The 18,926-nt window shown below is 32.4% G+C and carries 19 protein-coding genes; 6 read left to right on the top strand and 13 right to left on the bottom strand.

The window, feature by feature from the left end:
* Positions 1-155 precede the first annotated feature (155 nt).
* From ACK1U5_RS03565 to ACK1U5_RS03550, 4 genes are read right to left on the bottom strand one after another with little or no spacing between them, the layout of a single operon-like run.
* Complete coding sequence (locus ACK1U5_RS03565; protein WP_001024221.1) at positions 156-734, bottom strand: HAD-IA family hydrolase; 579 nt, start codon at positions 732-734, stop codon at positions 156-158.
* A gap of 23 nt (positions 735-757) precedes the next feature.
* Positions 758-1,339, bottom strand: a complete 582-nt coding sequence (locus tag ACK1U5_RS03560) for a kinase (RefSeq protein ID WP_000106112.1) — start codon at positions 1,337-1,339, stop codon at positions 758-760.
* Positions 1,339-1,881 carry a GNAT family N-acetyltransferase gene (locus tag ACK1U5_RS03555; protein WP_000506676.1) on the bottom strand — a complete coding sequence of 181 codons (543 nt, stop codon included), beginning with the start codon at positions 1,879-1,881 and terminating at the stop codon, positions 1,339-1,341. Before ACK1U5_RS03555 ends, ACK1U5_RS03560 begins: the two co-directional genes overlap by 1 nt.
* Positions 1,882-1,895: 14 nt before the next feature.
* The gene (locus ACK1U5_RS03550) at positions 1,896-2,279 is read right to left on the bottom strand and encodes a VOC family protein (protein WP_001049847.1); all 384 of its coding nucleotides are present in this window, start codon (positions 2,277-2,279) and stop codon (positions 1,896-1,898) included.
* Between the two features lie 281 nt (positions 2,280-2,560).
* Between ACK1U5_RS03550 and ACK1U5_RS03545 the strand changes: the two genes are divergently transcribed.
* Complete coding sequence (locus ACK1U5_RS03545) at positions 2,561-2,806, top strand: hypothetical protein (RefSeq protein WP_000433609.1); 246 nt, start codon at positions 2,561-2,563, stop codon at positions 2,804-2,806.
* Positions 2,807-3,192: 386 nt separating this feature from the next.
* Here ACK1U5_RS03545 and ACK1U5_RS03540 read toward each other — a convergent pair whose 3' ends face one another.
* A complete protein-coding gene (locus tag ACK1U5_RS03540; RefSeq protein WP_061139151.1) occupies positions 3,193-3,729 on the bottom strand; it encodes a DUF2812 domain-containing protein in 537 nt (178 codons plus the stop codon).
* Positions 3,730-3,736: 7 nt separating this feature from the next.
* Positions 3,737-4,054, bottom strand: coding sequence for a PadR family transcriptional regulator (locus ACK1U5_RS03535; protein ID WP_001013433.1), 318 nt, complete (start codon positions 4,052-4,054; stop codon positions 3,737-3,739).
* 206 nt (positions 4,055-4,260) lie between these two features.
* On the opposite strand from ACK1U5_RS03535, the gene ACK1U5_RS03530 reads away from it, so the two are divergent.
* Genes ACK1U5_RS03530 through ACK1U5_RS03520 form a run of 3 tightly spaced genes read left to right on the top strand, consistent with a single transcriptional unit; the run spans position 4,261 to position 7,434 of the window.
* Positions 4,261-5,190 (top strand): AAA family ATPase, encoded by a 930-nt coding sequence (locus ACK1U5_RS03530; RefSeq protein ID WP_000608776.1) that lies wholly within the window; start codon positions 4,261-4,263, stop codon positions 5,188-5,190.
* Positions 5,187-6,353 carry a DUF58 domain-containing protein gene (locus tag ACK1U5_RS03525; RefSeq protein ID WP_001014390.1) on the top strand — a complete coding sequence of 389 codons (1,167 nt, stop codon included), beginning with the start codon at positions 5,187-5,189 and terminating at the stop codon, positions 6,351-6,353. The genes ACK1U5_RS03530 and ACK1U5_RS03525 overlap by 4 nt, the downstream gene beginning before the upstream one ends.
* Complete coding sequence (locus ACK1U5_RS03520; protein ID WP_069605299.1) at positions 6,325-7,434, top strand: DUF4018 domain-containing protein; 1,110 nt, start codon at positions 6,325-6,327, stop codon at positions 7,432-7,434. The genes ACK1U5_RS03525 and ACK1U5_RS03520 overlap by 29 nt, the downstream gene beginning before the upstream one ends.
* Before the next feature lie 56 nt (positions 7,435-7,490).
* Here the strand turns inward: ACK1U5_RS03520 and ACK1U5_RS03515 are convergent, their stop codons facing one another.
* Complete coding sequence (locus ACK1U5_RS03515) at positions 7,491-8,948, bottom strand: MFS transporter (RefSeq protein WP_001186926.1); 1,458 nt, start codon at positions 8,946-8,948, stop codon at positions 7,491-7,493.
* Positions 8,949-9,351: 403 nt separating this feature from the next.
* Here ACK1U5_RS03515 and ACK1U5_RS03510 point away from each other — a divergent pair, with 403 nt between their 5' ends.
* Both ACK1U5_RS03510 and ACK1U5_RS03505 read left to right on the top strand, forming a co-directional pair.
* Positions 9,352-9,612, top strand: coding sequence for a hypothetical protein (locus ACK1U5_RS03510; protein ID WP_000889747.1), 261 nt, complete (start codon positions 9,352-9,354; stop codon positions 9,610-9,612).
* Between the two features lie 83 nt (positions 9,613-9,695).
* The gene (locus ACK1U5_RS03505; RefSeq protein ID WP_061139148.1) at positions 9,696-11,192 is read left to right on the top strand and encodes a glycosyltransferase family 2 protein; all 1,497 of its coding nucleotides are present in this window, start codon (positions 9,696-9,698) and stop codon (positions 11,190-11,192) included.
* Positions 11,193-11,334: 142 nt separating this feature from the next.
* On the opposite strand, the gene ACK1U5_RS03500 is transcribed toward ACK1U5_RS03505, so the two are convergent.
* The 6 genes from ACK1U5_RS03500 to ACK1U5_RS03475 all read right to left on the bottom strand — a co-directional run bounded on the left by ACK1U5_RS03500 (position 11,335) and on the right by ACK1U5_RS03475 (position 18,812).
* Positions 11,335-11,577, bottom strand: coding sequence for a hypothetical protein (locus tag ACK1U5_RS03500; RefSeq protein ID WP_000752474.1), 243 nt, complete (start codon positions 11,575-11,577; stop codon positions 11,335-11,337).
* 110 nt (positions 11,578-11,687) lie between these two features.
* Positions 11,688-11,888, bottom strand: coding sequence for a hypothetical protein (locus tag ACK1U5_RS03495; protein ID WP_002103272.1), 201 nt, complete (start codon positions 11,886-11,888; stop codon positions 11,688-11,690).
* Between the two features lie 297 nt (positions 11,889-12,185).
* Positions 12,186-14,507 carry a glycosyltransferase family 2 protein gene (locus tag ACK1U5_RS03490; RefSeq protein ID WP_113710838.1) on the bottom strand — a complete coding sequence of 774 codons (2,322 nt, stop codon included), beginning with the start codon at positions 14,505-14,507 and terminating at the stop codon, positions 12,186-12,188.
* A gap of 52 nt (positions 14,508-14,559) precedes the next feature.
* Positions 14,560-16,077, bottom strand: a complete 1,518-nt coding sequence (locus tag ACK1U5_RS03485; RefSeq protein ID WP_000839316.1) for a glycosyltransferase — start codon at positions 16,075-16,077, stop codon at positions 14,560-14,562.
* A 222-nt stretch (positions 16,078-16,299) separates the two neighbouring features.
* Positions 16,300-17,322, bottom strand: a complete 1,023-nt coding sequence (locus tag ACK1U5_RS03480) for a hypothetical protein (RefSeq protein WP_069605298.1) — start codon at positions 17,320-17,322, stop codon at positions 16,300-16,302.
* A gap of 272 nt (positions 17,323-17,594) precedes the next feature.
* Complete coding sequence (locus ACK1U5_RS03475) at positions 17,595-18,812, bottom strand: aspartate aminotransferase family protein (protein WP_448814767.1); 1,218 nt, start codon at positions 18,810-18,812, stop codon at positions 17,595-17,597.
* Between the last annotated feature and the right edge of the window lie 114 nt (positions 18,813-18,926).

The following is an 18,926-nucleotide window of genomic DNA, read 5'->3' as shown; positions in this document are numbered from 1 at the left end:
GTGAAACTTTAATCAGTGGAGGTTTTGTTCACCCTCCACTGATTATTAGTTGAAGCAATCAGGCTGCCCGTTAATGCGGAATAAAATGAAAGAGTTCTAAAAAATAAAGACTGTACCTTTAAAATAAAAGATTCAGTCTTTATTAATAACTTCTTTTATAAAGAAAACTCTCTATCACTCACTACCTTAAAAAACTCCGAGTAATGTGATAAAGAATAATCCGCTACATCACAATTACCTTGAAACATACATGTTGAAATACCTAATTCTTTTGCAGGTAATAAATCTAATTCTCTATCTCCAATAGCTAAATCAATATTATGCTTTTTATGTAAATGATTATAAGCTAAAGAGTTGGGCTTTCGGGGAAAGCCATCGTCAATTGTAACCATATCTACAAAGTATTTTTCCCAGCCGTAATATTTTAAAATGTCCATAACTCCTGCCCTATGTTTATGGGTCATAATCACATTTTTATCTGCAAATTTCAAAACCTCTTCGACACCTGCAAAAGGTTTCATATCTTTTGGCGTGAATTTTCCCTTCAAAACTTTAATCTTTTCTTCCTGCTCGCATGAAATATTATAATACTGAATTGCATGAGAGTATGATATTTTTAAGTTTTTGTATATTTCTTGTTTTTCTACTGAGTCACCTAATATTTCAGAAAGCATTATTGTATATGCAGGATACGTATCAAATAACGTCCCATCAAAATCCCATAAAATATTCATTCTATTCACCTTCTATTTTCAAATCATTGGATGACTAAATCCGCCCTATCCCTCGGCAATTCCGTTTCTAAGTAATAATCCTCTGCTTTCCAATACCTATTTTCAAACTTTGAAAGGTTCTTCTGTGTCTCCTCACTCTCACGTAGAAACCTTGTCTCTCTTGGACAGTCCAAATAGACCATATAATGAAAGAAATCTCTCCATTCTTTTCGCTGCAGAAAAACTCCTTCAATAACAATTACGCCTACAATAGGAATCTGTACTTTTTCCATTTCACATATATCTGTTTCTTCATGAAAAAAAGGTAATTTCAATTTTGTTTCGTGTTGTAGCTTTTGAAAAAATTTCTGCCTTAGCCATTCAATGTCCCATTGTAAATAATAATACTCGTACCATTCTTCATATCCAGTATGATATCGTTTATTACGCTCCACTATATGATCATCAATATGGAAAATATGAAACGGAATGCCTTCTTGTTTCATATTTTCTTTTAAATTGGCTACAAATGTTGTTTTTCCAGATCGACTTAAACCATCTATACCTAAAATGAATCTATTTTCCCTATGCTTCTTCATAATCGTTATAAGTTCGTTTGTACTCATTACTTCTTCCACTCTTCTTTTAATAAAGAATATAAAATGGTATCATGAGCAACTCCATTTTGAATCATATGTTTTCGAAGTAATCCTTCTTCTTGAAATCCTGCTTTACTTAATAATTTTTGAGAAGCTTTATTTTCTACATATACAACAGCAGCAACTCTAATAAGTTGCAATGTTTCAAACCCGTAAGTTAAAATTGCCTGTAACGCTTCCGTTGCATACCCTTGTCCCCAATATGTATCGTCTAATTCATAACCAATTTCAGCTCGTTTATGATGATTATTAATTAAATGAAATCCGCACGTTCCGATTAATTGGCCCGTCCCTTTTTTCTCGATTCCCCAGCGAAATACACTGCCCTCTTCATAACGATTTTTAAACGTTTGAATCGTTGTTTTCGCTTGCTCAATATTTTCAAAAGAATCCATTCCGAAATAACGTATAACTGATTCTTTCGAGAAATATTGGAACAGCGTTTCTGCATCTAATAGTGTAAGTTCTCTTAGTCGTAAACGTTCTGTTTCTAGTTTCGGAAATCCCATCTCTCTTTCTCCCTCTATTCTAATGAACTGCAAATTTCAATATAATTTCCATCTGGATCAGCAATGTAGGCAATTGTTTGTCCCCACGGTTTTACAATAGGTTCAACTAAAATCTTGATTCCTTGTTCTCTAAATTGCTCAATCGTTTCTTGTACATTCTCAACAACGAATCCTAATTCGAAATGAGAAGACTGTAATTCACCTTCTGTAAGCGGTAGTCCTGTTAATTCTTTCACATCTTGCCGCGTATTCATCGCTAAAATGGTAGTTCCAGTATTAAATTCAATATATGTTCCGTGCTCTGCTTTTATAGGTAACTGTAAAATATCTTTATAGAACCTTAAACATGCCTCAAACTTTTCTACATATAAAATGATGTACTTCATTTTCAAATTCATTTTACATCCCCCTTTGTATCTATTCCTAAAATTTCGACAAAAGTCTCATAAAAACCTTGTTCCTTGTAGTAATGAGCAAAAAAAATGAGGCCGATTTCTCGGCCCCCCAGCTTATTGGCATAAAACAGGAGATTTGGTTTGGACATAACCAGTTCGTACTTTTATTATATTTTATTTTTTCTGAATTTTAAATACATTAAACACCTATTTATATTGAGAAAGTTTTTTGCTTGCATAAAATTAAAGATTTTAAGAAATGATACAAATGGAGGTGTATACATATGGAACCAATGCTATGTCCAAGTTGTAAAACAAACCGTACCCGCTTTAATATTCTTGAGCAACAAGTAAAACCAGTCAAATTAAATCCACAAACTGGTCAAGTAGAAGAAGAATACACAAATGAAACGATGAATGCTTTTCATATGGCCTATCAAGGACCTACATACCGTGTCCAATGCGCTGTATGTGGGCTTGTTGAAAACCCAGAACAATTTATTAAACCTGCTCAAAATCAGTCTTTCTAATAAAAACATGATTATCCCTTATAGAAATAGATTTTTCTATAAGGGATTTTTTCGTTTAATAAGTTAATTAAAAATGGATTTCTTCCTTATTATATGTTAAACTTCGCACTATTTTGCTAATATTCAAAAAAGGGCAATACATCAAGTAATATTAATATTTAGGATTTCGGATCATTTTAACTAGTGGTTTATTATTAAGAATCATTTCTTATTCATTTATGATTTTTATTTGGTTATAAGATTTTAATACTTAACTAGTAGTTCTACACCTTAATTGCATAGTTTTTATTATGTAAAAAAGAGTGAGCAAATTACGTTTATATAGAAACAAAAGAAGTTGATCTCGGTTTTCCCTCTCATCAACTTCTTTTAAACTCCACTCTTTATTATAATATTTCACTTTTTAATTTTCTGATTTTCCAAGAGAGTCTTATAAAAAAGTACATCCACATACAACCTGAAAGACCTGTCGTAACTTTCGCCCACATTGGCAATCTTGATTCCATCGGGCTTAAAAATAGGTTATACATTGATGGTAATATACTTGCTGATATAATAACAAGGAATAGCAATAATTCATTTAGTTTTTGTATCCTCGTCTCTTTTTCTGAGTAAATATCAGGCAATTCATTAACCTCTTCTACCTCTTTACAAAAATAATTCCATCTTGTGAAACTTGTTACGCGTTTCCAACCTGACATTTCGTATATTTCGAAATACTCTTGTTGTTGTTCTTTCGAATCTCTATAAACCAATCTAAAATCAGCTTTGTATATTACATCTTTTGGCTCAGTTTTCTGAAACGTATACATTAAATTATATTTTTGTAATGCCCAACCTTGCTGATGCATCTTTCGTAAAAAAGCTTCTTCTTTTTCTAAATTCCATGCCGTAAAAAATTTAAATACCCTTTTTGTCTCCATCTTCCATTCACTCCCCTAATATACTATTTCCATTCCTTACAGATCTCTGCAATCTGTTATATTCTAGCTCTAACACTTCTCTCCCAAACGCCGTTAACTCATAGCACTTCTTTCTATCTGTAGAGGCAACTTCAACAATTAATTTTTCTTTAAGTAATTTCGTCGTATTCCCGTATAAAGTACCAGGACCGAGCTTTACTTCCCCATTTGTCATCTCTTCTACCATTTGCATAATTCCATATCCGTGCATTGGTTTCACTAGTGATAACAATATGTAATATGTCGCCTCAGTTAACGGAATATATTTTTGCGCCTTCCCATTCATTATAACTACCTCCGATACATCGCCTTATGATATATCGACCTACGATACATCGTATATCGATATTGTATAATCATATTCCAAAATATGCAAGAGTAATTTAATAATTAAATATCCATTTCTTTGAATTAAAAAACCATACAAATTTTCTGAATAATTTGTTAAAATATAGAAATATTAGCTCTTTTATAATGAAAGGAATGGTACATATGATAAATAAATTGAAAGAAAACATCGGATCTGTGTTTGTTGGGAAAGAAAATGTTATTGATCTACTGCTCGTTTCACTTCTTGCTGATGGACATGCACTACTCGAAGACGTGCCTGGTACTGGGAAAACGTTACTGGCGAAAACCATTTCCAAAAGTATTGGTGGTAGTTTTTCTCGCGTTCAATTCACCCCCGATGTACTTCCAAGTGATATAACAGGTATTGAATACTTCAACCCAAAAACAAGCGAATTCGAATTAAGAATTGGACCAGTTATGACAAACATTTTGCTGGCAGATGAAATTAACCGTGCAATGCCGAGAACGCAGTCGAGTTTGTTAGAAGCGATGGAAGAACGACAAGTGACGCTCGAAAAACAATCTACGCCTCTGCCGAAACCGTTCTTTGTTATTGCGACGCAAAACCCAATTGAATCACAAGGGACTTTCCCTCTTCCAGATGCACAGCTTGATCGCTTTTTAATGACGATTTCAATCGGTTATCCTACTCCTGAAGATGAGCTACAAATGATGCGACGTTTTCGGAACGATTTACCATTAGAAAGTGTCACATCTGTCATCTCATTAGAAGATATTTTAGAATCTCAAAAACGAGTAAAAGAAATATTTGTTTCGGAACCGTTAGAACATTACATTATTAAACTTGCTCATGCTACAAGAAATCATGATTATATCGCTAACGGTGTAAGCCCACGTGCCACATTAGCTTTAGTACGTGCTGTTCAAGCTTTAGCCTTTTTACATGGGAGAGAATATTGCACACCAGAAGATATACAATTGTTAGTTCCTTCTGTTTGGAATCACCGTATCGTCTTATCAATGGAAGGTGCCCTGCGTACGACAAAAAATGATATTATGAAAAGTATTTTAAAAGAAGTTGACGTACCTGTGGAGATTGAGCAAGCATGAATGGACAGCGTGTTGTAACTGTGCCTTTATTTTTTCAACTCCATATTATTCAACTAACCGTTCCAATCGCGTTACTTTTCACATTCTTTTTCCCGCAACGAATGCTTATGTTTCTCTTTTTCTTCTATTATATATTTGCGATTTTTATTTATAAATATGTCGCTTTCATAGAGAAGAAGTTTCAAATCATAAATGAGAAACAAACTACACGGCTTTTTCCTGAGGAATCTGGACAGTTTTTTATTCATTTAAAAAATGGAGCCAGCATACCGCTCGTTAATGGTGTTTGTTACTTTCATTTAAATTCGTCCCTTATACCGCATAAAGAGCAAGGCATTGAACAAATATCAAAAACATTATTCTCTTTCCCATTTTCACAACCTGCACATTCGGCACAAAAATGGGGTTTAACATTAACCGCAACGAAGCGTGGTGTGTTTCAAATTGAACAGTTTGAATGTGTATTAAAAGATCCATTTCATCTATTAACTGTACATTTACCTGTTTTTGATAAATTAAGGACTGAAATTATTGTGTATCCTTCTCCTAAAGAAGTAGCAGGTTTGCAAGAACTTCAGCAACTTTTGAATGGATTTTATCGAACGAATTTTTCTTTTTACAATGATGAAACATCTATTATCGGTGTAAAGCGATATGAGCGTGAGTCTTTCCGCTCTATTCATTGGAAGGCATCTGCTAAAATGCAACAATTACAAGCGAAGCAATATGAACCTGTAAAAAATTATAGTTGGACGATTTGTCTTTCTTTAGCTGCCGATCGTGGATTTGGTTGGAAAGATAATGTAGAAGAACTTATTTCATATGCAACATACATTTTCCAGTACACAACGAAGCACCACATTCCGTTTGAATTGTTTATTAGTGTATTAGCAGAAGGCGGTGCATTACATGTACCGTTAAATGAAGGACAAACACAATATGCAAAAGCTTTAGAAGAATTAGCCCGTATTTCAGATGATAGTACGTTACTTCCGAAACAAGGATTCCTTCATTATGTAAAGAGAAAGAGAGAACGATCGTCTACAATGATATACATTGGTTTACAAAGAAATGAACTCCCTCTTCTCTCGCAGCCAACGTTTCTCATTACTAGTGAAGGGATGGTGGAACCAGTTGAAAACTTGGCTATATCACATTCATGATTTCATTCTGCTCCTCCTGCTTTCATTATTAACAGAAAGAGATGAACTAATTAGTATTGCAATATTTTTAACAACAGGCTATATTGGAGTATTTCTTATTCATAAATTTATGCAGAAAAAAACAACAGGATTTGTAATACTTTTAGTTCTTCAAATCGTTCTTTTCTCTTTATTTTTACCTTTTTCTCTTTTTGGCACAATCATATTACCACTATTTTTCTTTATCGTACATGTGGTCGGATCTGGATATCCAGTTCAAAAATCTTTAGGTGGTATTGTATGGTTTGTCGTTTCAGCTATATTTTATGCACCCTTTCCACCGTTGTGGAAACTATTAATGTTAGCCTTGCATCTTATGATTACATTTTGGTTAACCGGGGCAAATCGCAAACAACAACTATTACGTTTTGCTTCTATCATTACGATTGGCTTAATGAGTATATTAATTGTTCAAGTATTTCCTTTCATTCGACTTATTTTTGGTTTTATAACGGAAGTAGTCGCATTAGGCGTCGGCTATGCTTTAATGCCATTAATTAAAGCAGCGGAATTAAAAGATACTGAAGATGTTTGGGCAAATAAAGGACATCTCTTAAAACCCAAAATTGAAGACGGAAAAAAATTTCCTGATTTTGATCCAATACTCATAAATAGCGCTACAATAATAGTCTGTACAGCTATCGCTATTTACGTCGTTTGGAAAATAGTAAAAAAACGAAAACATTTAAGTTTACCAAATATGCCCGCCTTCGAATCTACTATCATTACTGATAAAGAAGGAATGAGCCAAAATCGTTTTAAACGAAATAAACCGCCGCATAACGAAATTCGGAAGGAAATTTTCAAGCTAGAGAGTAAGTTAACCCCTCCTTTAAATAGAAAACGGGGAGAAACTGTTGAGGCTTGGCTAGAAAGAATAAATGATAAAGAAGATGTAAATATTCAAAGTGATATTATTATAGATGCTTATAATACGGTGCGTTATTCAAATGGTAAAAGCATTGTACTTCTGCATGAATTTAAGGAAGAGGTTCATAAGCTTTATGCCTATCAGAAAAGTTTGAAGAAACGAAAGAAATAACGTAACAAAAAGACTCCTATATTCATAGGAGTCTTTTTATACTTCTACGTTGCTTTTTAAATGGAAGCATTCTTCCCTGCTTCAATTTCTAATGACTCTTCATGCCACCAAAGTGTTTCTTCAGGATCTTCTTTAGCGATTTGGTGTGCTTCTTTTTTCGTTTCTACTGTAGGATATGAACCTTTTAGCGCACGCCCTGAAGTCGTAACGAATAGTACACTAAATACAACTAATCCAATAATACTTACACCTGCTAAATAAAATGCCGGTGCGAGCGGGTTACCAGTTGCATGAACTAAGTATGAACATACGAGCGGTGTTGTTCCACCGAATATCGATACAGAAATATTAAATGAGATCGAAAGTGCTCGATAACGTACATCAGTGAAAAAGAGTGATGGTAATAATGAAGGTAATGTTCCTTCATATACACTTAAGAAGAAACCTAGTACGAAAATACCTGCAAATATAGCTGCAATATGTCCGTTACCTATTAGTAAAAATGCTGGAATTGCAAATACAGTTAAACCAAGTAAACCAATTTGCACAACGCGTTTATTACCAATTTTATCACTTAATTTACCGAAATATAGTGCTAGTGGAATCATAAGTGCCATCGTAATAGAAATAATTAATAAGCCTGTTGTTTCTTCGACTTTAAGTACTTGAGTTAGATAAGAAGGAATATACGAAAGAATCATATAATTTGTAATATTAAAGAAGGCGACAATTACTGTGCTTAATAAGAAGTCTTTTTTGTGATATTTAATAATATCCATAAATGAAAATTGTTCATTGTCTTCAGATTCCTCTTGTGCTTTTTCCATCTCTTCAAAGATTGGAGATTCATCTAGATGACGGCGTAAGTATAAACCGACCAAACCAATTGGTGCAGCTATTAAGAACGGAATACGCCATCCCCAGCTGAGCATTTGCTCATCTGTTAACAATAACGTCAAAATGGTAACAATTACCGATGCAGCAATGTAACCTGAGAGTGTTCCAATTTCAAGACCACTACCGAGTATACCACGCTTTTTATCTGGAGAAGATTCTGCGATATAAACCATTGCTCCTGAATATTCGCCGCCTGTAGAGAAGCCTTGAATCATTCGGGCAACTAAAAGTAGTATTGGTGCCCATACACCAATTTGTTCATAGGTTGGTAGTAATGCGATGAATAATGTAGAAAGTGCCATTAAAATAATAGTAGTACTTAACACGATTTTTCGGCCGTACTTATCTCCTATTCTACCAAAGAATACACCTCCGATTGGTCGAACGAGAAAGGCTGCTGCAAATGTACCGAATGTAAGTACAAGTTGCAATCCACTATTATCAACACCTGAGAAGAATAATTGACTTAAAATTACCGCTAAATACGCGTATAATCCGAAGTCAAACCACTCCATTGCGTTCCCTATACCAGTAGCAATTACTGCTTTCCTGGCTTGTTTAGGATTGACAATATTAACGTCTTGAGGTTCAAAATTTAAATCATTATTTTGTTGCATATAATAAAACAGCTCCTTATTTAATTTAACTTCTTTAAGCACACCTTCTCTTATTGAATAAAATTAATTCGAAGCACTTAAGGAAAAACAACGTCTCCTTATCTGTTATTATTATTTCACATAATTAATTATTTGTCCAATTAAATGCTCTTTTTATATAAAATTAAACCCTGTTTAACTTGTTATAAAATGACGTTTAGCTTATATAATATATACCTTTACACTACAAATGAAACTTTCATTTATTTATATTTATAACGTTTCTATAATTGCTTCCTCTAACTTAGAAATCAGTAACTTTTACTTAAGATTTGCATATATTTAAAAAGTGAACTCATTAACTCGAATTCTGTTTTATTACATTTAACTATAATATTATTATAGTTTTAAAGGAGGCTCTTTTATGTTGGAAATAATACTTTTACTTACTACTGTTTCTTTTCTCTTCATTATTTCTGGATTTTTCATTACCTTAAAACAATATAAAGAAATAAAAAATATAAAGACTATATTAACTACAAAAAAAGAAAATGAGAAAACTACATCCGAAAACTCAATCCCTATGCAATTAGACCTTAGCGTTCTCAATAATTTACTCGCGTCTGGAATAAATAAAGGTTCCAATTCAAGTAATGAAAATTCTAAGTCTGATAAAACTAAATAGTCGTTACGTATATAATAAAATATATATCTCCTATTTTATCTAACCTTATTAATAACTACCTCTGATTAAAAAGGAGACTACTTATGTGTAAAAATCCAATTTCTATTATTATTCGTATACAGCATAACATAAAAGTTTTACCTGAAATTTTGAAAGCCTGTGAACAACTACAGCCTTTAGAAATTATCCTTACTATTAACGGATGTATCGATGATTCCATTGATATTGCACAATCTTACAATTGTAAAATTATCACATTAGAAGAACCGACAGAATCAAATAATTGTTATGTAATTGGTGCCAAAAAAGCAAAAGGTGAGTACCTCTTATTTTTAGATGCAAATTACAATATCCCCCCTTCCTTACTTAAACAATTTCTTCAACCATTACTAGATAAATCAGCTGACTTAGTATTAAACAATTTAGATGATTTTTTTTATCAAAAGCAAAAGCCAACTATAGAAATGATTTGGCAGCAAGTTACGAATCATTTCTTTCATCGTCCAGATTTACATGTTAACTCACTATTATTTCCTCCCTACGCGGTAACAAAGAAAATTCTTGAAGCAATTACTCCAGAAAGTTTATTAAATCCGATATTAGCACAAATGAAAATTATTAAAAATAATTTTCGCATTAGCAATCATTTTAAAATTTCTATACCGCAAATTCCCTCCTTCCCCTCAAAACAACTCATTCGTTATCACCTAGAAGCAATTGAAAATTGGGTAAATATATTACAAGATTCAAGAGGAAACCATACTGATAATAATCGAAGGCGGGATATTATTTTAGAACTTCAAAACGGCGAACAAAGAGCTATATCCAAAATAATTACAGGTAAAGAGTTTTATTCAAATACTTATGGAAATAAACAATTATCCATCATTATCCCTGTTCAAAATGAAGAAAAAACGATAGAATCTATCATTTTTGAGGTGCAGAAATTAAAACCTTTAGAAATCATCATTATTGTTAATGGATCAACAGATAAAACAGAGGAATTGGCGAAGAATTGCGGTGCAACAGTTATTACTTACAAAGAAGCACTCGGCATTGATACCGGACGTGCCGTTGGTGCATATTTTGCAAAAGGTGATATATTATTATTTATTGATGGTGATTTCTTAATTCCTAGTTCTGATTTATTACCATTTGTACAATCTGTTCAAAATGGAACCGATTTAGCTTTAAATAAATTAGAGCACTACTACATGTATCGTGTTCCTTATACTATCGTAACTGCATGTAAGCATGTTGTTAATTTAGCATGTAATCGAAAAGATTTAGGTATGGGCTCCACAACTGCTGTCCCTCATGCTTTTAGTCGAAAATGCATTGATACAATTGGGTTTGCTTCTCTTCTTTCACCAACCTTAAGTCAAGTTAAAACAATTTTAGCAGGATTGCATGTACAAAATGTTCATTCTATCGACGTTGACAAGATAAATCGAGTTCGACCAGAAAAACACTTCTCGCAGGAAGGCTACCTTTCATTAGCAACGCAACAAATCATTGGTGATCATATAGAAGCAATTTCTTACCTCATCGAACAAAAAAGAAACACTGAATGCTTTTAATTGTATATTCTTACCACCAAATAATATATGAATTTATTTTAAATATATAGCAAAATAAAAAAGATGGTTGTAACCATCTTTTTTATTTTCACATTAGATCAAAAGAAAAGTAGCAGGCAGGCTTTTCATTTCTGTATCTTTCTTAAGAAGTTTGAAAATAGAGGCTTGTTAATGAAGAGTCAACACTTAAATCATCTTTTAGTGCAATTGAGAAACATGCAACTAATGGTAAAGTAATAACAATTGATCCACTAGGACTAATTACAATAGTAGGACTTGTCCCACATGTGCCTCCACAATCGACTACTGCATCAATTCCACTACCAGGGGTAATTGTAATTTTAAGACACACATCTAAACAAACATTATTCGTAGTACATGCCATAACTCTCCCTCCTTTCTTTTAACAATATATGCAGTTAATCAAATTCGGACACGACTCTCTTACTAAGTCTTGTAAATTAGATGCTATTTTACTATTCGTTTTATAGGCAATTAACGTTTTATTAAACTATCTAAATCAACTAAAAAACTCAAATCATCCTTTACTGAAATAGAAACACATATAATAAACGGTATTACATTAAAATTAGATAAACATTCATCATTGCACCTTACGAATATTTCTGCCCCACCATTTGGATTGACTTTAGTTTCTAAAGAAATATTAAAACAACTTTTATTGATGCAAGACAAAATATTCCCTTCTTTCTTATATCTAATGTCTATTTATCCAAAAATAAAAATACAACTTTATTTACCCTTTACCTTCCATACTTAAAATAAAAAAGATAAAAGCTTCTTCATATATAAAGAAGCCTTTACCTTTTAGTTACTTGTTCATTTACTATCAGTCAGTGAAACATGCTCTTCACTTGTACCTGAGCTAAAAATAATAAAAATTTTTGATTTTAGTTTCATTGCAATACTAAATATCGTCAAGTTGCATAAATGAAATGTTTAAGTTACTCATTCAATAGACAAATTTACCTTTTAAAATAAATCTTTAAAATCCTTATTCTTCAATAAATATGAAAGTCCTTCTAAATGATCCCCAGCAATTCTCAATGCAGCTGGTGGATGTCCTATCGTCGCAAAATGCTCTTGTGGCCGAATACGATTTGGTTTCATTACATCTACAAAATGGACACATCCGACTTTATACCCTTCTAATATTGCCTTTACTTGTGCAACACACGCTGTGTGAAGAGTGTCCCAGCCAATTCCCTCTAAACATTTTCTACTAATAGCATGGGGAACAGCAATTGTAGATCCTACCCCTAAATCTTTACGGTTACAAGCAATATTCAAAATATATTTATATAAACTTACAATATATAGAGGAAATCTAAGATTTAAATTTAAATCATTTAAAACCATATCAACACCATCCGCAACAGCTTGCGTTAACGGATGAAGATCTTTTGCTGGAATAGCAAAATCAGCATCAATAAAGAGAAGTATATCCCCTGTGGCTTCTTGTGCACCAATTGCCCGTCCTACATCATGCCCTAATCTTTCTTCATAAACAATGACTGTTGCCCCTGATTGCTTAGCGATTACTTCTGTCTGATCTGTTGACCCATTAATGACAACAATTATTTCTTTCGGTTCAATTTTTCTTGCCTCAAGAATAACTTCTTTAATCGTTGCTTCTTCATTTTGTGCTGGTATAATAATTGATAACTGTTTTCCATTATAAATTGATGAATTCATTCCCCATCCTTTATGGAAACGTGAATAATTCTTTTGTTTTTTTAACTGCTCTATAATTTCTCTTTTTCTTCCTCCATCTGTATAGTTACCTCTATCATCTTTTCGTTGTAACCAACTCTCCAAAGCTTTTATATTTTCTTTAATCTCATATACTTCTAATTTAGTTAATTCATTTTTATAGAAAGAGGTTTCGTTTGCGGGCATATTATTCAAGGAGGTGTTAGTGATGGCTGACGAGGATTGTAGTCGCCACCCTTTCTCAATAAGAGTGACTTGGGACAGAATAGGGTTCTGCAAGATATCATATCCAATGTCTTCAATTGCTTTTTTAGTAATAGCATATGGCATAGATAACATCGAATCATATTTTAAATCCATACGCCCCAATACATCGTTTACTATTTTTCTATACACCATAGCAATACTTGGCCATTCTACTCTCATCTTTTCAAAACATACGGAGTCTATGTTATTTAAGATTACATCCTGTTCCTTTTTCAGTATCGGTTCTATAAATCGCTCTAATTCTACCGAAAAAATAACATCTTCCCCATCTAAAAATAAGACTACATCACCATTGGCGATTTTTGCCCCATGAACTGGTGCTTTCCGTTTACTTTTCTCCTCAATCACAACAACGTTACTTTCAACAAATGTTGGTATAGATTGTATCGCACTCATTCTATCATCAGCTACAATAATAATTTCTATTGGTTTTATATGCTGCACTTTATTTAAAATTTGATTCAATTTTGATTTTTCTTCTCCTAAAACTATAACGACTGATAGGTCCACTTCTTTTTGTTCTTCTTTTACAGTCTGATTAGGTTTTACTTTTTTTATATATTCAATTGTTTCACTCTTCCCTACAGCTGCATGTCCTGCTTTTTTATCAAAATATAAGTCAATTATAATTTGATTTACTTCCGTGTCTTTATCAAGTTGCTCTAATTCGGAAATAAATGGTAGCAAATGATTTTGCACATCAAATTCACACGCGAAATTTTGCAAAAAATAAATATTCGGTACATATTTAATGTGATTAAAAAATTTCACAACATTAATTCTTTCGCCAAATTTCTCCTCAACTTCTTCTCTTGATAAATTTGGATAAGACAAATCGAAAACTAGATTTATTGGTACAGGTATCCATTTTAATAAATTTGTTTGAGGATTATTAATTAAAGCTGTGGAGCCCTTAACGAATCCAGCTAAAATTAAAGACATAAATCCTCCCCCGGAACTGCCATAAAACAACACATTTTTCGAATCAACTTTTAACTTTACAAATACTATTTCTAAAATATTTGCTATATCTTGTAAATAAAATCTATTTAACTCTCCCTGTCCCCAGCCTAAAGATAATTTTCCAAGATATAACGTAGGGTCATTATAATATATAACAGTATCTTCAAATTCATCCATCCAAGAATGTCGATGAAAAATAGGTGGACCAATTGGCTGTTCTTGAAACCCACCTGCTCCGGATCCAAAAACAATAGTGTTAGAAGCATCGGGCTTAATACGAATTAAAAATTCATACGTTACTTTATCCCAATCAACCTTGAGTATAAATGGTTCTGTAATTTGAAAATCCATTTGCCATAATTGTTCATATGAAATGTTAATTTTTTTGTACTGGTCTAACAGTTTAATCACCCTTTCCATCTATTTCAAGATGTTCTATTAAGTAAGAGAGAGCTTCAACGTGATCACCAATTATTCTTAATACTGCTGGAGGATGTCCATTGTGACTTACATTCTCCATTAAACGAATTCTATTCGGTTTTACAACATCAACGTAATGTACACATTCTACTCTATACCCTTGTAATATAGCTTTTACTTGTGCAAGACTAGGGCATAGTAAGCTTTCCCAGCCTATTGCATCTAAACATGATCTACTCATAGCATGTGGAATTGCTACTAATGAGCCATTGCTTAATTCTGGACGATTATATGCTAAATTAAGCATATATTTTACGACGTCTACAACATAAAACGGAGGATGTAACATCGGATTCAAATCATTTAATGCTATGTCTACACCAGCTGAAACTGCTTTTGTAAAATGATGCAAATTACTTCCTGAAACACTAAAATCACCATCAATAAATAAAAGAATATCTCCTGTAGCTTCAAGCGCTCCAATAGCACGTCCAACATTATGACCAAGTCGTTCGTTATATTCAATAATAGTAACACCAAGTCTTTTAGCAATATTAGCCGTTTGATCTGTCGAACCATTTACAACGACAATTATTTCTAGTGGTTCTATTTTTCTCGCCTCAAGTATTACTTGTTCTATAGTCTCTTCTTCATTTTGTACTGGTATAATGACAGAAAGTTGTTTCCCGTTATAAATTGAAGAATGCATTCCCCAGCCTCGATGATACGAAGGATACTGCTTGCTTTCACCTAATCTTTGAATAATATCTCTTCTTTTTCCTGCATCAGTAAATCCTACTCTTCTTCCCTTTTTCTCTATCCATTTGGATATACCAATTAAATATTTTTCCACTTTCTCTTTTTCATTTTCTAATAATTCTTTTTTAAATAAATACCCTTCTTCTTCTAACATTTCATCTTTAGATAACGTTCTTATTGCATATTGATTGTTAATCCGCCAGCCTTGATTCACTATGTTCATATGAGCTAGAACGATATCTTCCATATAATTAAAGCCGATGTTTACCACTACTTCTTTCGTAAGTGCATATGGTAATGAAAGTATTGAATTGCTTTTTAAATCTGGTCGACTTAAAATTTCATTTAACATTTTTCTCCAAACAATATCCATATTCGGACATTTACCAACTTCTATAAATTTATCTATTTTGTTTAATACTACATCCGCCTGATTTGTAACAACTGGCTCAATAAAATTCTTCATTTCAGTTGAAGATAATAAAAAATTACTATCTAAAAATAACAATACATCTCCTTTTGCTGCCTTTACAGAAGCTTCATACCCATCATAATACGTACTATATTTATCCATCAAAACAATATGGCATTTATGTTTCTTTGCTATTTCATACAAATTACTTCTATCGTTAGGAACGAAAATTATAATTTCAAGAGGATTTAACTTCCATATAGATTGAATTGACTCTTCTAACATTTGCTCTCTTTCACTGTACAAAATAATAACCGTTAACGATTTCATTACACGCCCCCTTTACACATTATGTGACATAAAATATTAAGTATTACCATTTCCTATGAATTTGCTACTTTATTAACATATTCAAAAGTGAATTATACTGTGTAAAAACAACCGTCTATTTTTAAAAATATAAGTTCTGCACTTACCTCCTTTCTCTTATCATTGTTTGTTACAACTCTCACCATAAAAAACAAAAAAAGTCCTAATTTCTTTAGGACTTTTTTAAATAAATTTATCAATATTATTAATTTTATATACTACCTTTTTCCATGTTATACCGCGATCTTTTGTAGTAAATATTTCTTTTTTATTACACGCCCAACCTTTACGCCGATTAAAAAAATGCAAACAAAATACATTTTTTAATAATGGATTGCTTGATACTTTAATCCATTTTGCTCCTTTTTTTATTATTTGATACACACTCCCATTTTCACTATTTATAACCCAGCCATAATAGGAACTAAAAAACGAAACAGCCACTTTACTAGTATTCATTGTTTTATTTGAAATATGCCACGAATTCCCCTTATCAAATGAGTAATTCATTAAAAATACATCATCATTCATTTTAGTTGGTATTACTAATAAGTTATTTTTATAGATTGCTTTATAAGCCATAGCAGTCCCATTATTAATTCCTTCAAGACTTGGAATATCTTTTATAGGATGCCAACTTTCCCCACCATTTATTGTTTTAAATACCGTTGATGTTTCATAATGTTTTTGTAGTGAAATAAACCCAATTAGATCGTTTATAAATGTTATCCCTGAAATACTATCACTAATACTTATATTTTTTATTATTTTCCATAATTTTCCTTTCGTTTTCAAATAGTATAAATTATGTTCAAATTTATTTGATGCAAGCTTTCTAGATAATACAATCCATATACTATCCATATTCGTAGCATGCAATTGAACTTGAACATCAGTCGATTTCTCCCAATCTTCTTCAACCGGTAAAATAAACTCACTCCATCTTTCTCCTCTATTAACTGTATAAAATATAGCTGGCAATAAATCGTCATTCTTTTTTGTTAAACCATATGCCCAAGAGCTTCGAGCGTTTATTGGATACCCAAATAATACAATTGAATTAAGAGGATTGACAACATCCCATTCTACTCCTCCGTTTCGAGTATATAAGATAGCCTGCTTTTTATTTGTATATTGAATACTAGCCCAACCATATTTATCCGTTCTCATTTGTAAAGAAGTAAATTGAATATCATTATTTTCCAATATATCACCTCATTCTTATTATTTATATATTCGTATGCTACTATTTTCAAAACGTTCTATCATTAGTTATTTAAACCACCCGCTTTATCTACTATCTTTATACTTACTTTCCCTTTTCTTCACCACTCAAATATAACGAAATTCCTTCTATTTTTCCGTTATCATATACAAACGACTGTATTTTACAAAATTCAACTATAAAAAATGCACCCCAATTGTAAACTATCCCCAACAATTAGAGTGCACTTTATATAAAATATAGCTTTTAATTTTTAAGCACTTACTACAGTAGCAACCTTATCCATACAAGTAATAAATTGAGTAATAAATGCATCAATTTCCTCTTTTGTAATAATATACGGCGGAAGTAATCGAATAATATTCCCTTGTGTTACATCGACTAACATTCCTTTATTCATTAGCTCAACCTGTAATTTCTTCACATTTTCATTCGTATCATTCAGACTAATTCCAAACATCATGCCAGCATGACGCACTTCCTGAATATAATAAGAATTTTCTTTCTGAATGTCTTGCAGTTTGTCATTCAAATATAGTGACGTTTCATAAGCTTCTTGCATTAACCCCTCATCAAGTAATGTATTTAATACAGTTAAACCTAAAGCTGTTCCCATTGATGAATGAGCAAATGTTGTTCCATGATCTCCAGGTGCAAATACATCACATAGCTTTTCACCTACAATAATTCCTCCTAGCGGTATCCCGCCTCCTGCTCCTTTACCAATTTGAATAATGTCCGGTGTGATATTAAAATTTTGATACGCAAACAGTTTCCCGGTTCTCCCCATACCACTTTGAATTTCATCAACGATAAGTAGTAGATTGTATTTCTCACATAAGTTTTGAACGCCATGTAAATATTCACGCGATAAAGGATAAATCCCCCCGCTTCCTAAAACCGGCTCTAGCATAATCGCAATTGGATTTTCATGAATAATTGTTTCTTCTAATTGCTCTATATTTTCGCGCTCTACTTCATATACAGGAATCGATGTTTTAGGGAAATTTTGATATACACTTTCTTGTCTCGTAAAATGAAGTGCCCCTAACGTACGCCCATGGAAACTATTCTTCAGCACTACAATTCCTTCACGTTCTTCATTCGTATTAGTTCTATATTTATCAATTAATTTCAAAGCTGTTTCTGTCGCTTCCGTACCAGAGTTTGTAAAAAAGACCTTTCCGTTTTTTAATGAGCAATCCACTAATTTCTTTGCATACTCAATCGCAACTGGGTTTAAAAAATGAAACGGCAGATGCAACGATTTTGTAACTTGCTCCATTGTCGTTTGTACAATTTTAGGATGATTGTATCCTAATACATTTACTCCTACGCCAGAAAATAAATCTAAATACTCTTTACCATCTACATCATATAGTTTACATCCTTCTCCTCTTTCTATCGCAACCTTCGTACGACAATACGTAGACATCATATATTCTTTATCTAATTGAAACCAATCCGACATGTTAAATTCCTCCTATTTATTTTCCCTGTTTATTTCTGTTCATTCTCTATAAACTCATGTATAAATTCATTTTTCAGATTAAAATTTTAATAGTAATTTTCTTCACGATATTCA

This window comes from Bacillus sp. XB1 (assembly GCF_053557995.1).
This window is presented reverse-complemented; position numbering and strand designations above follow the sequence as displayed.

Excerpts from the sequence above, each read along its gene's own strand:
- ACK1U5_RS03545 (WP_000433609.1), top strand. The coding sequence starts at position 2,561 with ATGGAACCAATGCTATGTCCAAGTTGTAAAACAAACCGTACCCGCTTT.
- ACK1U5_RS03510 (WP_000889747.1), top strand. The coding sequence starts at position 9,352 with ATGTTGGAAATAATACTTTTACTTACTACTGTTTCTTTTCTCTTCATT.
- ACK1U5_RS03530 (WP_000608776.1), top strand. The coding sequence starts at position 4,261 with ATGATAAATAAATTGAAAGAAAACATCGGATCTGTGTTTGTTGGGAAA.
- ACK1U5_RS03505 (WP_061139148.1), top strand. The coding sequence starts at position 9,696 with ATGTGTAAAAATCCAATTTCTATTATTATTCGTATACAGCATAACATA.
- ACK1U5_RS03475 (WP_448814767.1), bottom strand. The coding sequence starts at position 18,812 with ATGTCGGATTGGTTTCAATTAGATAAAGAATATATGATGTCTACGTAT.
- ACK1U5_RS03565 (WP_001024221.1), bottom strand. The coding sequence starts at position 734 with ATGAATATTTTATGGGATTTTGATGGGACGTTATTTGATACGTATCCT.
- ACK1U5_RS03540 (WP_061139151.1), bottom strand. The coding sequence starts at position 3,729 with ATGGAGACAAAAAGGGTATTTAAATTTTTTACGGCATGGAATTTAGAA.
- ACK1U5_RS03560 (WP_000106112.1), bottom strand. The coding sequence starts at position 1,339 with ATGAGTACAAACGAACTTATAACGATTATGAAGAAGCATAGGGAAAAT.
- ACK1U5_RS03515 (WP_001186926.1), bottom strand. The coding sequence starts at position 8,948 with ATGCAACAAAATAATGATTTAAATTTTGAACCTCAAGACGTTAATATT.
- ACK1U5_RS03500 (WP_000752474.1), bottom strand. The coding sequence starts at position 11,577 with ATGGCATGTACTACGAATAATGTTTGTTTAGATGTGTGTCTTAAAATT.
- ACK1U5_RS03535 (WP_001013433.1), bottom strand. The coding sequence starts at position 4,054 with ATGAATGGGAAGGCGCAAAAATATATTCCGTTAACTGAGGCGACATAT.
- ACK1U5_RS03485 (WP_000839316.1), bottom strand. The coding sequence starts at position 16,077 with ATGAAATCGTTAACGGTTATTATTTTGTACAGTGAAAGAGAGCAAATG.
- ACK1U5_RS03525 (WP_001014390.1), top strand. The coding sequence starts at position 5,187 with ATGAATGGACAGCGTGTTGTAACTGTGCCTTTATTTTTTCAACTCCAT.
- ACK1U5_RS03490 (WP_113710838.1), bottom strand. The coding sequence starts at position 14,507 with ATGGATTTTCAAATTACAGAACCATTTATACTCAAGGTTGATTGGGAT.
- ACK1U5_RS03550 (WP_001049847.1), bottom strand. The coding sequence starts at position 2,279 with ATGAATTTGAAAATGAAGTACATCATTTTATATGTAGAAAAGTTTGAG.
- ACK1U5_RS03555 (WP_000506676.1), bottom strand. The coding sequence starts at position 1,881 with ATGGGATTTCCGAAACTAGAAACAGAACGTTTACGACTAAGAGAACTT.